The sequence below is a fragment of the Bacteroides sp. AM54-2NS genome (assembly GCF_003602935.1).
Taxonomy (GTDB): Bacteria; Bacteroidota; Bacteroidia; order Bacteroidales; family Bacteroidaceae; genus Bacteroides; species Bacteroides xylanisolvens.
This window is the reverse complement of sequence record NZ_QTMZ01000017.1, coordinates 14573-29360: the sequence shown is the minus strand read 5'-3', so window position 1 is coordinate 29360 and position 14788 is coordinate 14573. Positions and strand designations below refer to the sequence as shown.

Annotated in this window: 12 protein-coding genes and 1 pseudogene; 1 reads left to right on the top strand and 12 read right to left on the bottom strand. The window is 43.6% G+C overall.

Features of this window, described 5'->3' with window-relative positions:
• Positions 1–10: 10 nt before the first annotated feature.
• The 4 genes and pseudogenes from cls to DXA05_RS12360 all read right to left on the bottom strand — a co-directional run bounded on the left by cls (position 11) and on the right by DXA05_RS12360 (position 3111).
• Positions 11–1281 (bottom strand): annotated as a pseudogene (gene cls / locus DXA05_RS12375) (cardiolipin synthase).
• A 186-nt stretch (positions 1282–1467) separates the two neighbouring features.
• Entirely contained in the window at positions 1468–1797 is a 330-nt protein-coding gene (locus DXA05_RS12370; protein WP_128859208.1) for a DUF5056 domain-containing protein, read from the bottom strand.
• The gene (locus DXA05_RS12365) at positions 1778–2329 is read right to left on the bottom strand and encodes an RNA polymerase sigma factor (protein WP_128859207.1); all 552 of its coding nucleotides are present in this window, start codon (positions 2327–2329) and stop codon (positions 1778–1780) included. Before DXA05_RS12365 ends, DXA05_RS12370 begins: the two co-directional genes overlap by 20 nt.
• Positions 2326–3111 carry a DUF6249 domain-containing protein gene (locus DXA05_RS12360; RefSeq protein WP_128859206.1) on the bottom strand — a complete coding sequence of 262 codons (786 nt, stop codon included), beginning with the start codon at positions 3109–3111 and terminating at the stop codon, positions 2326–2328. Before DXA05_RS12360 ends, DXA05_RS12365 begins: the two co-directional genes overlap by 4 nt.
• A gap of 108 nt (positions 3112–3219) precedes the next feature.
• On the opposite strand from DXA05_RS12360, the gene DXA05_RS12355 reads away from it, so the two are divergent.
• Complete coding sequence (locus tag DXA05_RS12355; protein ID WP_128859205.1) at positions 3220–4752, top strand: rRNA cytosine-C5-methyltransferase; 1533 nt, start codon at positions 3220–3222, stop codon at positions 4750–4752.
• Between the two features lie 15 nt (positions 4753–4767).
• Here the strand turns inward: DXA05_RS12355 and DXA05_RS12350 are convergent, their stop codons facing one another.
• The 8 genes from DXA05_RS12350 to DXA05_RS12315 all read right to left on the bottom strand — a co-directional run bounded on the left by DXA05_RS12350 (position 4768) and on the right by DXA05_RS12315 (position 14719).
• Positions 4768–5595 (bottom strand): hypothetical protein, encoded by an 828-nt coding sequence (locus DXA05_RS12350; RefSeq protein ID WP_118407707.1) that lies wholly within the window; start codon positions 5593–5595, stop codon positions 4768–4770.
• A 273-nt stretch (positions 5596–5868) separates the two neighbouring features.
• Positions 5869–7053 (bottom strand): TolC family protein, encoded by a 1185-nt coding sequence (locus DXA05_RS12345; RefSeq protein WP_015531455.1) that lies wholly within the window; start codon positions 7051–7053, stop codon positions 5869–5871.
• Positions 7054–7210: 157 nt separating this feature from the next.
• A complete protein-coding gene (locus DXA05_RS12340; RefSeq protein WP_128859204.1) occupies positions 7211–10309 on the bottom strand; it encodes an efflux RND transporter permease subunit in 3099 nt (1032 codons plus the stop codon).
• A 164-nt stretch (positions 10310–10473) separates the two neighbouring features.
• Positions 10474–11709, bottom strand: a complete 1236-nt coding sequence (locus DXA05_RS12335; RefSeq protein ID WP_128859203.1) for an efflux RND transporter periplasmic adaptor subunit — start codon at positions 11707–11709, stop codon at positions 10474–10476.
• An 85-nt stretch (positions 11710–11794) separates the two neighbouring features.
• The gene (locus tag DXA05_RS12330; RefSeq protein WP_008024755.1) at positions 11795–12205 is read right to left on the bottom strand and encodes a DUF6769 family protein; all 411 of its coding nucleotides are present in this window, start codon (positions 12203–12205) and stop codon (positions 11795–11797) included.
• Between the two features lie 16 nt (positions 12206–12221).
• Positions 12222–12422, bottom strand: a complete 201-nt coding sequence (locus tag DXA05_RS12325; RefSeq protein ID WP_004314140.1) for a hypothetical protein — start codon at positions 12420–12422, stop codon at positions 12222–12224.
• Positions 12412–12993: a zeta toxin family protein gene (locus DXA05_RS12320; RefSeq protein ID WP_004314141.1), complete on the bottom strand. Its 582-nt coding sequence runs from the start codon at positions 12991–12993 to the stop codon at positions 12412–12414. The genes DXA05_RS12325 and DXA05_RS12320 overlap by 11 nt, the downstream gene beginning before the upstream one ends.
• Before the next feature lie 88 nt (positions 12994–13081).
• Positions 13082–14719 (bottom strand): ABC-F family ATP-binding cassette domain-containing protein, encoded by a 1638-nt coding sequence (locus DXA05_RS12315; RefSeq protein ID WP_004314142.1) that lies wholly within the window; start codon positions 14717–14719, stop codon positions 13082–13084.
• Positions 14720–14788 lie beyond the last annotated feature (69 nt).

Sequence of the window (14788 nt, the reverse complement as noted above, 5' to 3'; positions counted from 1 at the left end):
CCGTACAAAATTACAAAAATGGAGTGAATAAATTAGCAAACCAGCCGACGAACTTCTTCCAGGGAGAACGCTTTTTCCAAAACTCCGGTGTCAGCTGGGTACAATGCTCGATATCGTTTCGGAACATATTATTCAATTCACCCGTTATTCTTTTATCAAAAATAAAGGCATTTGTTTCGTAGTCATATCGTAGGCTGCGGCTGTTCAGGTTGGCAGTACCGACTGTGCAGAACAAGTCGTCCACCATCATAATTTTCGAGTGATGGAATCCCCCGTTGTACATGTAGACAGTAGCTCCTCTTTTCATCAGTTTATGTAACTTGTAAAGTGCGGCATCCGGAGTAAAAGGGATATCGGAAGCAGAGGAAACCATGATGGTTACATCTACTCCCCGGTCGATTGTCCGGTTCAACGCCTTTTTGATGGAAGAAGTCGGTACAAAATAAGGATTGACGATATGAACATTCTTTTGTGCCGAATAAATGCTCATGGCATAGGCATGACTCAACATACGGCTATTCTTTTTCGGGGTACGGTCTACAATTGCTACAACGATATTTGTGCTGTCTGTCTGTCCCTCATGTTGGGGGAAATAAGCTTCTCCTCCTACGTTCTGTTTAGTCTCTTTGTTCCAAATTGTCAGGAAAATTTCCTGCAAATCATTGACTGCATCCCCTTCGATACGCATGTGCATATCACGCCAAGTTCCGATTTTGGGTAGTCCGTTGATATAATAATCGGCGATATTCATTCCGCCTGTATATGCCACTTTTCCGTCGATAACAGCAATTTTGCGATGGTCGCGGTGGGCGGCATGATTGATATAAGGGAAGGTGAACGGGTCAAACTTGACGATTTCGATTCCCTGTTCACGTATTTTCTTGAGGTGTTTCTTTTTAAGGGGCTTGTTGTTCGACCAGTTTCCGAAAGCGTCAAACATAGCTCGTACTTCAACGCCTTCTTTCACTTTTTCGGCTAATAAAGTGAACAAAGCATTGGCAATGGAGTCATTTCGGAAGTTGAAATATTCCAGATGAACATGATGTTTAGCTTCCCGGATGGCTTCAAATAAATCGATAAACTTCTCCCGTCCGCTTTTTAGCAGTTTGACTTTATTATTATCAGATATAGGGATTCCCGACTCTTCTAGGAAATGCAGTACTAGGGAATCGCTTGTTAGTCCGATTGAGTCTCTGGCTGCGTCATCAGACTGTCGATGACATCTGCCTGAACATGTAATAAAGACAGGAACAGAAATAAAATAAATATACGTAGTTTCAAAACTCTTCTCTCTATTTTAGTTTACAGAGCAACAAATATACAACATCTATGTTTGGGCTTACTTGGAGTAAAGGGTAGATTTATTATTGTTTAACACTAAAAGGGAGGGATAAAGAGTTCTTTGACTCATAAATATAAAAATCTGGGAAACTTATGCTTTGGACTTTTAATCTGTATTTATTTTGTTTATGCCATAGAAGCAACCTTTCGTGTAGCCATAAATAATAATACAACAGCTGCGATAATAATTGACTTTGGATCAAGGCTGGTAGTGCCATGATTAATCATGCCGATAAATACTTCTCTTATTGTTCCCCAAGCTGCTTCCAATCCGCCTAACCATACGAAAAGTACGGCAGCCACAGTCATTACGAAGGCACTCCAGATACGAACCAGGTGGTTGCTACGACCGGGTAAATGGTGCATGACACGGCGACTGAATCCGTTGTCTGCTATTTCCTGCTTGTTTTCTGCGAAGAAATCGCGCAAGAGCTTATCATTGTCTATTTCTGTCATAACCGTTTTGTTTTAAATACGTTGCTAATTTTTCTTTTCCACGTGACAGGTGGCTTTTCACCGTTCCTGACGGTACTCCTACAATACCTGCTATTTTGTCGATACTAATGTCCTCCATATAGAACAACATAATGCAGGTTCTTTCCACTTCCTTAAGCATTTTGAGTGACTGATAAACATCCATTTTCTGTCCTACATTCTCTTGTTCGGTACTGTTGATGGCGTCTATTTCTTTTGTATCCAAGTCGGCTGTCTCTTTCCGGCTGCGAATATAATCATAAAAAACATTATAAGCAATACGGTACAGCCACGTAGAGAAACTTGACAAGTTTCGGAAAGAGGCAATGTTTGTATATGCTTTGATAAATGTATCTTGTGCAAGGTCGTCACTCAATTCGCTGTCGCCGCAAGTCAGGTTCAGGAAGAATCGCCGGATGGGCGACTGATACTTCTCCACCAACTGGTCGAAGGCCTTGGTGTTCTTGAACACCACGACCTGCGCGACTAACGATATATCATTGAGTTGGCTCATTTATTCTCGTCGTTCTTTTCTTCGTTTACTCCATTATCTTTCTCTCCGGATTCGGAAGGGATGATTTCGAAGCTATCGTTTTTGACGTTATTCTGATTCTTTTTTTCATCTTTATGGGTAGTATACGTCCGGGGAGCATCTGTACCTTGAGTCTGTTGTTTACTACCGATGATCCATTGTCCGATACCCATAAATGTAACGAGTAAACCGATCGCTCCAATTCCGAATTCACCGGTGATTGCCCAAAGGAAGATGAAAAGACCGATACCTGTAAAGGTGTTTTTGATGCCTTGTGAACGTGGGTCAACCGTTTTGTTTTCACGAATAAATTCTGCTGGCAATGGCTGACCTGCAGCGAGTGCCTGTTCGGCAAGACGATAGCGTGCTTTCCGATTTTTATAACGGAAGAAGAAGATTACAAACAGAATGAATACCGGAAATCCGAAAACGGCAATGATTGATATGATTGCTACGAGAATTCCTCCGTTGATACCAAAGCCGTGGAATGGGAAATCGTCGTCATCCGATTCGAATGTAAAACTGGCCTTACCATGACCTGTACTGATATTACTTGAGTTTGCATCTACTTCTGTGGAATCAGTGTCCGCTGTATCTACACCGATGACTGTGACAGCAGTATTGTTTGTTTTTGCTTTATTGTCTTTGGTCACAGTTACCTTTACTTTTCCGACGGAATCGCGGACAACAGTAGTTTGGTTTTGGGCAATAGCCAGTGTGCAAGTGGTCAGTACAACCATCAATGCTAATAGAAAATTTTTCATATCAATAGTTTTTTTATTTATTTCTTTGTCTGTTAGACGTAGTTAATATCATAGAAAGTTGCAAAGAGACGAAATATTTTTGATATTTGCGGAAATTAATAACGAAAAATGGAATTACCCGCTTCTTTTATAGACTATACCCGTTCCCTGCTGGGCGATGAAGAATACGACAAATTAGCTGTTGCCATCCGACAAGAACCACCTGTCAGCATCCGGTTGAATGATGGGAAATTAAAAATTGAAAATGGAAAATGCAGAATTGTACCGCAAGCAGGCTGTATTACTGATTTTCAACTTTCAACTTTTAATTTAGAATTAAATCAAGTCCCTTGGTCTTCCGAAGGCTTTTATTTGGATGAGCGTCTCACTTTCACGTTTGATCCATTGTTTCATGCAGGTTGTTATTATGTTCAGGAGGCTTCTTCTATGTTTGTGGAGCAGGTGCTCCGGCAGTATGTCACCGGACCGGTGAAGATGCTGGATCTTTGTGCAGCTCCCGGTGGAAAGTCTACTCATGCCCGTAGTGTGCTTCCTGAAGGGAGTTTACTGGTGGCTAATGAAGTCATCCGAAATCGTTCGCAGATTCTTGCGGAGAATTTAATGAAGTGGGGACATCCGGATGTAGTAGTAACCAATAATGATCCGGCAGATTTTGCGGTTTTGCCGTCTTTCTTTGACGTGATTCTTACAGATGTCCCTTGCTCCGGTGAAGGTATGTTTCGTAAAGACCCTGTCGCTGTAGAAGAGTGGAGTCCCGAGAATGTAGAAATCTGTTGGCAGCGGCAACGGCGGATTATTGGAGATATTTGGGATACGTTGAAGCCTGGGGGAATTCTTATATATAGTACGTGTACATTTAATACAAAAGAGGACGAAGAGAATGCACGTTGGATTCAACAAGAGTATGGAGCCGAGCCGTTAACTGTGCAGGTACAGGAAAACTGGAATATAACAGGAGATCTTTTACCGGATAATTGTGATGGTTCTAAATCTTCTATTCCTGTCTATCATTTTTTCCCTCATAAGACGAAAGGCGAAGGCTTTTTCCTGGCAGCTTTTCGGAAGCCGGAGACAGGAAACGAGATTCCGGTATCTTCTTTCTCGAAGGAGAAGACTTCTAAAAAGAAAGATAAGAAAGGAGGAGCAACCTCTTCTCCTGTTTCGAAAGAACAGCTGAATATTGCAAAAAGCTGGCTGAATGATGAAAATTCGGACAAGTATATATTGTCGGCAGAAGGAACAAGTATCCAGGCTTTTTCAAAGCATTATGCTGATGAATTAATGGCAATGAAACAATGCCTGAAAATCGTATCGGCAGGAGTGGAGATAGGAGAAGTGAAAGGAAAGGATTTGATACCTGACCATGCATTGGCGATGTGTAGTTCACTTTTATGCCGGGAAGCTTTCGCTACGGAAGAAATAAGTTATAAACAGGCTATCACTTATTTACGAAAAGAGGCCATTACCTTGCCGGTAACAGCCCCTCGTGGATATGTTTTGCTTACGTACCGGCATATTCCTCTCGGATTTGTGAAGAACATCGGTAATCGTGCCAATAATCTTTATCCGCAAGAATGGCGTATTCGTAGCGGATACTTGCCGGAAAATATACGCATATTATCGGAAAGTACAGTTGATTAAAGAAGACCCTGCTGATTAAGGCAGTATTCCGGCAGGTATTTCCTGTTCGGAAAGGGTAAAACTAATTTGTTTGCCTGTGCCTGGTTCACCTCCAGCGATTTCTTCCAGCGTGTAGGAAGGAGGTGGTGCAGGTGATGTCCGCGTTTCTCCGATGGGTGGAGTATTCCAATTCAGATTCAAGCTTTTATCCAAGCGGTGAAATACGTATGCATTTCCCCACAAGATGAATTTATGATTGGAAATAGGTGTTGCCGCATCTTCCGAAAAAGTGAGAGTCAGTATAGCTTTCTCATTATTTCCTTCTTCTTTTTCCAGTTTGTAACTTCCTCGAGTTATTAAGGTTAGTCCGGATGAAAAAGCTGTTTGTTCTCCCTGTTTGAAAAAATAAGCATCCCGTGCGTGATTGTTGATTAGAAAAATGTCGGAAATGCCGGGCAGAAGATTTGCGTCTCCGTTGGGTAAGTTAGACAAGTAGCTGCGGAGCAACTTTATATCCTCGTAATTGTCGACAACCTTGATTGGCAGGGTGCAGGTTTCTTGTGTGGCGTTGTCCGTTACTGTCAGATAAGTTTGCCCGGTGAGAATACCGGTAACATAAATCATACGTCCGGCAGGTACTCCGGTCCAGCCGGTTTCGGTTCCTGCGCTTGCGATGCGTGTGTCTTTAACTTCAAGTGAGTAATCACCATTTCCGCTTTCCAGTCCAAGGTAACGTCTGCCACCCATGGGCACTTCATATTCACTGTTGTAAAAACGAAGTGGATTTTCTTCATCCTCTTTACATCCACTGAATAGTGTAAGGATGCAACATAACATGAATAGATAGAATTGTTTAGGTCTCATAATCTGTATTTTATGTTCGTTGCAAATGTAACATATTATTTTGAAATATTTAGTTGGAACTTGAAGAAAATGAGAGGGAGAGGGGAGATATATTCAGGCACGGGTTACACGGATTTCACGGCTTTTAGAAATATGATTGTCATAAAGTAACAGCGTAATCCGTGAAATCTGTGTAATCCGTGCCTGAAATTATTATATAAACATACTTACATCACTTAAAATAGAAATTAGTATGTTCGGCGTAATCCATGTCTAAAGGATTTTATGTACTATTTATAGTTTACTCTTGTAAATCCGTGCCATTGCTTTCTGGTACTGATTTTCCAGTTGCAGATAATTTTGATGGCTTTGATAGATGACAGAAACTTCAACGAAATATTCAATCATACTAATCTGTCCACCTGTCAGAGCCTGTTTCAGCAGTGACAGATCTTGTTGCGACTGGAAAGTCTTGCTGTATTCTTCCATCGAAGCATGCAGTGTTTTCGCTTCCCGGTAAAGCTGTGCCAATTCGGACTCCACTTGCAGGGTAGCATTATCCTTTTGCAAGTCAATGTTAAGAGCCTGTGCTTTAGCGATTTTTACCTTATTCCGGTTTTCGAAAAGCGGGAAAGAGAAACCTACCACTACACCGTTGAAAGGTACGCCTGTTTCTGTGTTCCGGCGGTAGCCGAGTTCCAGTTTGGGTAGCCATTGTGATTTATTGACAGCAATCTGTTTGCGGGCAACAAGACTTTCGTTGCCGAGTGCCATAAGAGTACGGTCCGTTGCCATGACTTCCGACTTCAATATTTGATAATCAGTAGGGAAAGGTATAGCCGGATATTGGTTTTCCTCAAAAACTACCGGAATATTACCATTCAGCGTATTCAGCTCCTGCTGTTTGTTGCGGAGTGCTGTTTCGTTCAGAGACGCTTCTGTTCTGACATTCAACAGTTCCAGATTGATTTTGTTGGTTTCGAGAGCATTCGCATCTCCTGTTTGAAGACGCTTGGCATACATCTTTGCAAGTTCTTCCGCATTGCGGAGGCGTTCTTCCAGAATATGCTTTTGCTGACGAAGCATGATGATATCCAGGCAAAGTTCTTTCGCCTGTAACAGCTTCTCTTGACGGAAAACATCCGACTGACTGTCAAAAGCTCCGGCTTTGAGACGATTCAACTTGTTGCGTGTAGCATATAAACTAGGGAAATCAAAGCTTTGTGAAACAACCAGTTCGCCGATTGTTTCGCTTTTATCTTTCGCTCCCCATAGATGTGCGTAAGAAAGAGTAGGATCAGGCAGGTTATTATCCGTTTTAGCTTCCAGCTTCTGCGAAGTAATCAGTTGCTCGTTTGCCTGCAACTCCTTATTGTTCGTTTCGATATTCTTCAATACCTGTTCAATTCCGTTTTGGGCTTGCACTTCGCCTATGGTTAAGAAAAGAAGTGCAGCGCTTATGGTCATGATTTGTTTCATTTCTAATTTCTTTATTTATTACAAGCTATTGTTGATAGATACTTTATGATAAGGCATTTATTTGTTTGGCACCGAGGAACGACCCGTTTCTCACCGAGAAACACTTGGTTCCTCACCGGGGAACGATGGTTTCCTCACCGAGGAAAAACATCACCCGCTACAGGCTTTCCTGGGCCTTTTTCCGATGCATCATCAGATAAACAATCGGAACGATAAAACCGTTCAAAAAAGTAGACGTTAATAACCCTCCTAAAATCACTTTTGCCATCGGACTTTGAATTTCGTTACCGGGCAAGTCGCCGCCGAGTGCCAATGGAATCAGTGCAAGTGCAGAAGACAATGCCGTCATCAAAATCGGATTCAGACGGTCGAGAGAACCTCGGAGCACACTATCGTATACATTCAAACCTTCTTCCTTTTGCAAATGATTGTAGTGGCTGATGAGCAACATACCGTTACGCGTTGCAATACCGAACAAGGAAATGAAACCGATGATAGCCGGAATACTGACCTCTCCTGTTGTAATCACCAAAGCAAATACACCACCGATCAGTGCCAGCGGAAGATTCAGCAAGATGACGCCCGACTCTTTCACGCTGCGGAACTCATTATACAATAACAAGAAGATTACTACAATGCTGATAAATGAAGTCAGCGCCAGTGTCCGGCTGGCAGCCTGTTCACTTTCAAACTGTCCGCCATACTCGATGTGATAGCCTTCGGGCAGTTGCACCGATGTGTCGATGCGTTTCTGAATATCATTTACAACACTACGCAAATCGCGGTCGGCCACATTAGCAGAAATCACAATTTTACGTTTTACATTCTCGCGGTTGATCGTATTTGGTCCCATGGCCGATACCACTTCTGCTACATAGCTCAAAGGAACTTTGCGGCCGTCATTCGTATCTACCATCAAGTTCCGGATTTTTTCTATTTCATCCCGGGCATCATCCTTCACTTTCACGATCAGATCGAAACTCTTGCCTTGCTCATAAACCTGCGAGATCACTTTTCCAGCCAAAGCTACGTTCACATATTCCGAGAACTCCGGCAGGGTAATACCGAACTTAGCCAGCATTTCCCGTTTAGGCTGTATTTTCAGCTGCGGACGCTCAATCTGTTGCTCCACGTTCAGGTCGGCAACACCGGGAATATCACTGATAGCTCCTTTAATTTGATTACCGAGTGAGAACATTTTATTCAGATCGTCTCCGAATAGCTTGATAGCGATATTCGCTTTCGTACCCGATAACATAGCGTCGATACGGTGGCTGATTGGTTGTCCGATTTCTATATTTGCCCCGGTGATAGTACCCAACTTTTCACGTACATCAGCTACCAGTTCACTGCGCGAACGATCTTTCAGTTCAAACGGAGCTTCTATTTCAGAAACGTTTACCCCTAATGCATGTTCGTCCAGTTCGGCACGTCCCGTTTTCCGGGCTACGGTTTGTATTTCGGGAATCGTCATCAATAACTCTTCTGCCCGATGTCCCATTTTATTGCTTTCTTCCAGTGAAATACCCGGTAGAGAACTAATATTGATGGTGAACGAACCTTCGTTAAAGGAAGGAAGGAAGCTGCGTCCGAGGGTAAAGAACACTCCGAGCGCAACCACAAAGAGTGCGATTGTACTTCCAAGTGTCACTCGTTTGTGTGCGAGCACCCAAGTCAGTGCCTTTTCGTAAACCCCTTTCATCCAACGGGCAAGGGGAGCTTCTTTCAGTTCCTTGTTTGTCTTATTGCTTCCTAATAGATAAGAACAGAGCACCGGAGTCAGCGTCAGAGCAACCACTGTCGACGCGAACAATGCCACGATAAAGGCAACGCCCAGCGGAACCAACATTCTGCCTTCCATTCCGCTAAGGAAGAACAACGGAACAAAGCTGACAACGATAATCAGTGTCGAATTAAGTATAGGCATCCGCACTTCTTTCGAAGCATTGAATACCACCTCGAGTGTACTTAACCTTTCCGCTTCTGCTTTCTGACGGTTCTCCCGCAGTCGTTTATACACGTTTTCCACATCGACGATGGCGTCGTCTACCAATGATCCGATGGCTATCGCCATACCTCCGAGACTCATGGTGTTGATTGTCAGTCCCATGTAATGCAGCGTCAGAATCGAAACGAGCAGGGAAAGAGGCAGCGTTACCAATGAAATCAATGTAGTGCGCACGTTTGCCAGGAACAGGAAAAGTACGATTACTACAAAAACACCTCCTTCAAAGAGTGATTTCTTCACATTGCCGATGGAACTTTCGATAAAACGGCTTTGACGGAATATATCCGTTGAAACTTTTACGTCCGCTGGCAGGTTCTTTTGCAGGTCTTTCAAAGATGCTTCCAGTTTATCTGTCAGTTCCAGCGTACTGGTAGCCGGCTGTTTGGTAATAGTCATCAGTACGGCAGATTTTCCACGCTCTGAAGCAGTTCCCAGTTTCGGGGCTTTCGGTCCGATGGTTACGTCCGCAATATCTTCCAGCGTGACGGGGAAGTTATTCACTGTCTTTACTACCGCTTTGCCAAGTTGTTCTGTTTTAGAAGTAGAAAGTACACCGCGTACAATATATTCATTTCCAAATTCGTAGAGCACACCTCCGTTTGCGTTCAGGTTCATATCCTGTGTCACAGCCATCACTTCTCCCATCGAAATGCCGTAATGACGCATCCGTTCGGGATCCAGCTGAATCTGATATTCTTTGATATCTCCTCCGAGCACGGCAACCTGTGCCACTCCTCCGGTAGACAATAGACGGGGACGGATGGTCCAGTCCGCAATCGTACGAAGATCGAGCATCGAAGTAGAGTCGGCAGTCAGACCGACGATGAGCATTTCGCCCAAGATGGAAGATTGTGGGCCGAGTGTCGGTTTACCAACGTTGACCGGCAGTGATTCGCTGACCACTGCTAACTTCTCGCTAACAATCTGGCGAGCGAGATAAATATCGATTCCCCAATCAAATTCTACCCAGACAACGGAAAATCCGTTGGTAGAAGAAGAGCGGACACGGCGTACACCCGTAGCTCCGTTTACGGCAGTTTCAACAGGAAAAGTGACGAGCTGTTCAACCTCTTCCGCAGCCATACCGTTGGCCTCGGTCATGATGACTACCGTAGGTGCGTTCAGGTCGGGGAATACGTCTACTTCCGTATGCATGGCGGTATACGTTCCCGCAATTAGCAGGAGGATGGCCGCGCAGACTACAACCAACCGGTTGTGTAGGGAGTAATGTATAATTTTATTAAGCATTTCTTTAAGAATTAAGAATTAAGAATTAAGAATTAAGAATTAAGAATTAAGAATGAAGAATTAGAAATGAAGAATTAAGAATGACTATGCAGCACGTGCAATAAACATATACCAATTATTGCGCAGCCAAATTCTTCATTCTTCATTTCTAATTCTTCATTTAATCAATGTTCGTGACTATGTGCCGGGATGGCATTGCTTGCGCTTGCCAGTCGAACCTGATAAGCACCTTCGGTCACTACACGGTCGCCAGCCTTCACTCCGGTCAGGATCTGAACACTTTTACCGTTGTCGGCTCCTATCGTTACTTCCTGTTTTTTATAACCCTCTTCGTCCAGTTGCAGGTAGATAAAGAAGATACCTTGTTCTTCTGTCAGTGCCGTGCGTGGGAGAGACAGTACGTTTTCCATCGTTGAAGAAAGCAAGAACACCTCTACGAATGAGCCGGGGATCACTTCCCCTTTATTGTCGAACTCAAAAGTGACAGGCACATAAAAAGAGTTGTCTCCGGCAGCTTTTCCAAAAGAGAGAAGTTTGCCGTTCAATGCTTTCAGCTCGTACACCTGATTATTATAAGGAGTCTGGAAATTGGCGGAACTGATTGTACGGAGGTATGGATAATACTTTTCCGACACTTCGGCACGGAGGAAAAGACGACGATTCTGCGTCACGCTCACCAGCGGTTGTCCGATGGTCACATAGTCACCTTCTTTCACAAGAATGCTTTTCACATATCCTGCAATAGGAGCTGTAATACTTTGGCCGATAGCCGAATGATTCTTGGAAAGGGCTTCGTAACTAAGGCGGGCATTTTCATAACTTTGCTCTGCCTGTGCAAAATCCTTGTCAGATACAATCTTGTTTTTAACAAGCTCTTTCATACGTTCGTACTCCTTCTTAGATACCTCGTAGGCAATGCGGGCACGTTGTACCGGATCACCGTCGGCGATATTTTTTGAAGAAATCGTGACTAGCGGCGTGCCGCTGCCGACGCTCATTCCTTCCGTTACTTTTCCACGGAAAGATACAACGCCGGCCACTGTAGCTACGGCAACCGATTCATCACCTTGGGCAGCCAGTACCTGTCCGCTGGTTTTAATCACTTGCTGGAAAGGTGCAGGTTCGATAATGCTCACCTTGACACCGGCTGCTTCAGCTTTTGCCTTCGGAAGGATGATTTCATCACTGTGCGCTTCGGCAGACTCGTTATGTCCATCGGCCGCTTCATGGTTGTGTTCTCCGCTACATTCGCCTTCATGAGAATGATTGGAACCCTCTGCCTCGTGATTATGTCCTTCCGTGGCATGATCGTGTTCATTGTGTGTGTGTGTGACGGTACTATTATTACAGGAACCCAGCACGAATAAGCCTAGGATTCCTACGAAAATAAATTTTTTCATAATGATATTTTCCTACTAAATTTTACTGTTTTTTTACGCTACAAAGATAAGGTAACGCAAATGCAACTGATTTGCATTTACGCTTTTACGCAAAAACAGAGTAGGGAGGGGCACGAAGAGGAGTGGCACGGTGTATATCCGTGCCATGCAGAGAGTCTCGGTAGACGTAATAGTTCTTAATCCGTCTCTCTTGTGGCCGTAATAGATGTTCGATGATTACATCCGTGAACAGGGTAGCGATGAATACATAATCCGGTCCGCTATCCGTATGTACGGATGGAGTGGGAGAGTAGAAACGAGTCATACATTCGCTGCTGCAACATGAATCGTTTCCCGGGTGATGATGATGCGTGGGACATTGCTGTTCTACAGGCAAGTCCTGCTTCATGCAAATCATTCCGTTGGGGTGATGATGATGGGGAATAACGGCTGCCACCAACATTATAATGTTGATTAAAAACAGCAGAGTTACTATTATTCGTTTCTTCCCTTTCATCCTTCTTTTAGAGAATTTATTTTTTTATTGATTCCTTTTCTTTCTCTTGCAAACGTTCCAGCAATTCTGTTGCTGATACATAAATTACTTTTCCATCTGGTGTTCCCTGACTAAGGAGTTTACCATTGCGAGCATTTTTTTCCAGCAATCGCTTTTCTGCCAGCTGAAGACCGCGTCGTAATTTATCGCTCAATTCTTGCATTTCATTATTTGACATAATTCTTGATGCATTTAAAAAGTTCAAGTTCATATATTCGATCCTCGCCATGTTGGTAACCTTCGGCTACAATTACTCGAGGAGAAATACTGTTATCGGCTAACAGCCAATAGTCTACACGCGGCATATAAATCTGAAACAGATTGTTAATGCCTGCCTGATATCGGCGGTAGATAACGTCCATCGGTACATTATGTCCCCCTTCATTGACCCGTTGTAACACACGGTTGACGGCAAGTTCCGGAGAATTCAGCCAGAAATAAATCAAGCTGACTTTATATCCGGCATTTTGTGCTCTTTGAATGAGCCGGGTGTATGAACGGGTTGCCAATGTTGTTTCAATAGAGAAACTTACTTTAGCAGCTAATAGTTCATTAATACGTTTCAACATCAGACGGCCGGCTTCTATAGCCATACTTTCCGGATTGAACGGTGATAAACCTTTGGCGATTTCATCCGCATTAACGAACTCTTTGCATAATAAAATTTCAGGCAGTACAGTGTAGGAAGCTGTTGTTTTACCAGCTCCGTTACATCCGCTTATAATGTATAACTGCCTTGTTTCATCCATTTTTTTCTAACTGCCTGTTATAAATGATGTTGCAAATATACAAATACTTTTATTCCGCCTGCAGCCGATACCCTCTTTTTATTATTTATTATTTCTTTTCCAGTTCTTGCAACGAATCCATTTTTTTCTTTTCGAGGAACTCGTAGATGCCGCAAAGATGTTCCGTCACCTTTTGATTACCGAACTCATATACCTTGGTCACCAGTCCGTCGAGGAAGTCACGGTCGTGTGAAACAACAATCAGCGTGCCGTCAAAATCCAGCAATGCCTGTTTCAGGATATCTTTCGTTTTCATGTCCAGATGATTCGTCGGCTCATCCAGGATCAGGAGGTTGACAGGTTCCAACAGCAATTTAATCATGGCAAGGCGGGTACGCTCCCCACCCGAAAGTACTTTCACCTTCTTCATTGATTCCTCGGGACCACCAAACATGAAGGCACCCAGTAAATCACGAATCTTGTTCCGGATATCCCCCTTGGCTACATCATCAATCGTTTGGAAAACTGTCAGGTTTTCATCCATCAACGAAGCCTGATTTTGAGCGAAATATCCGATTTGTACATTATGTCCTAGAGTCAGTGTACCGTCATGTTCGATTTCCTTCATGATACATTTCACGAGTGTAGATTTACCTTCACCGTTTTTACCGACAAAAGCTACTTTATCACCACGCTCAATCGTCAGGTTAGCGTTGCGGAACACCACTTTCTCTCCGTATGCCTTTCCAACACCTTCCATGATAACTGGATAACTGCCCGAACGGGGTGAAGGCGGGAATTTCAGTCGCAATGCAGAAGTATCCTCCTCATCGACTTCGAGCAATTCCAGCTTTTCCAGCATTTTGACGCGGCTCTGTACCTGCAACGTCTTTGAATATGTTCCTTTGAATCGTTCGATGAACTCCTTCGTTTCAGCAATAAACTTCTGCTGCTCGTCGTATGCCTTCTGCTGCTGTTCGCGGCGATCCTTACGCAGTTGCAGATATTGGGAATAGTTCACTTTATAATCATAAATACGTCCCATCGTCACTTCGATGGTGCGTGTTGTAATATTATCCACGAATTTGCGGTCGTGGCTGATTACGATAACTGCTTTCCCGTTATTAATAAGGAAATCTTCCAACCATTGAATAGATTCAATATCCAGATGATTCGTCGGCTCATCGAGCAAGAGTACGTCCGGTTTCTGCAACAGCAACTTAGCGAGCTCGATGCGCATCCGCCATCCACCGCTGAAATCACTCGTCTGGCGTTGAAAATCGCTCCGGGTGAACCCTAATCCGAGCAATGCCTTTTCCACATCCTCTTCATAATTAGTTGCGTCAATCGAATAAAACTTCTCGCTCAAGGCAGACACTTCTTCAATCAGCGCCATGTAACTGTCGCTCTCGTAGTCCGTCCGTGTCTCGAGCTCTTTGTTCAGTTTTTCAATCTGCGCTTCCATTTCATGTAGATGTGAAAAAGCTTGTGCCGTTTCGTCAAACACTGTTCTTCCGTCTTCCGTCATCAGATGTTGAGGCAGATAGGCTACTACGCAATCTTTGGGCGCGGAAACTTTTCCACGTGTCGGTTGTCGTGCGCCTGCCAAAATTTTCAGCAGCGTACTTTTTCCCGCCCCATTTTTACCCATCAGTGCGATGCGGTCTTTTTCATTAATTACGAAAGAAATATCACTAAATAAAGTAGTGCCGCCAAACTCTACGGCTAGTCCGTCAACAGAAATCATACTATTCTTTTAAATTGAGGCGCAAAGATAGCGAAATATATGAATCTTTTTTATAACTTGCGGGCTGAA

What these genes read in the sequence shown, in the direction of transcription:
- DXA05_RS12355 (WP_128859205.1), top strand. Translation starts at nt 3,220, where the DNA reads ATGGAATTACCCGCTTCTTTTATAGACTATACCCGTTCCCTGCTGGGC.
- DXA05_RS12335 (WP_128859203.1), bottom strand. Translation starts at nt 11,709, where the DNA reads ATGAAAAAATTTATTTTCGTAGGAATCCTAGGCTTATTCGTGCTGGGT.
- DXA05_RS12330 (WP_008024755.1), bottom strand. Translation starts at nt 12,205, where the DNA reads ATGAAAGGGAAGAAACGAATAATAGTAACTCTGCTGTTTTTAATCAAC.
- DXA05_RS12315 (WP_004314142.1), bottom strand. Translation starts at nt 14,719, where the DNA reads ATGATTTCTGTTGACGGACTAGCCGTAGAGTTTGGCGGCACTACTTTA.
- DXA05_RS12320 (WP_004314141.1), bottom strand. Translation starts at nt 12,993, where the DNA reads ATGGATGAAACAAGGCAGTTATACATTATAAGCGGATGTAACGGAGCT.
- DXA05_RS12370 (WP_128859208.1), bottom strand. Translation starts at nt 1,797, where the DNA reads ATGACAGAAATAGACAATGATAAGCTCTTGCGCGATTTCTTCGCAGAA.
- DXA05_RS12365 (WP_128859207.1), bottom strand. Translation starts at nt 2,329, where the DNA reads ATGAGCCAACTCAATGATATATCGTTAGTCGCGCAGGTCGTGGTGTTC.
- DXA05_RS12350 (WP_118407707.1), bottom strand. Translation starts at nt 5,595, where the DNA reads ATGAGACCTAAACAATTCTATCTATTCATGTTATGTTGCATCCTTACA.
- DXA05_RS12340 (WP_128859204.1), bottom strand. Translation starts at nt 10,309, where the DNA reads ATGCTTAATAAAATTATACATTACTCCCTACACAACCGGTTGGTTGTA.
- DXA05_RS12360 (WP_128859206.1), bottom strand. Translation starts at nt 3,111, where the DNA reads ATGAAAAATTTTCTATTAGCATTGATGGTTGTACTGACCACTTGCACA.
- DXA05_RS12345 (WP_015531455.1), bottom strand. Translation starts at nt 7,053, where the DNA reads ATGAAACAAATCATGACCATAAGCGCTGCACTTCTTTTCTTAACCATA.
- DXA05_RS12325 (WP_004314140.1), bottom strand. Translation starts at nt 12,422, where the DNA reads ATGTCAAATAATGAAATGCAAGAATTGAGCGATAAATTACGACGCGGT.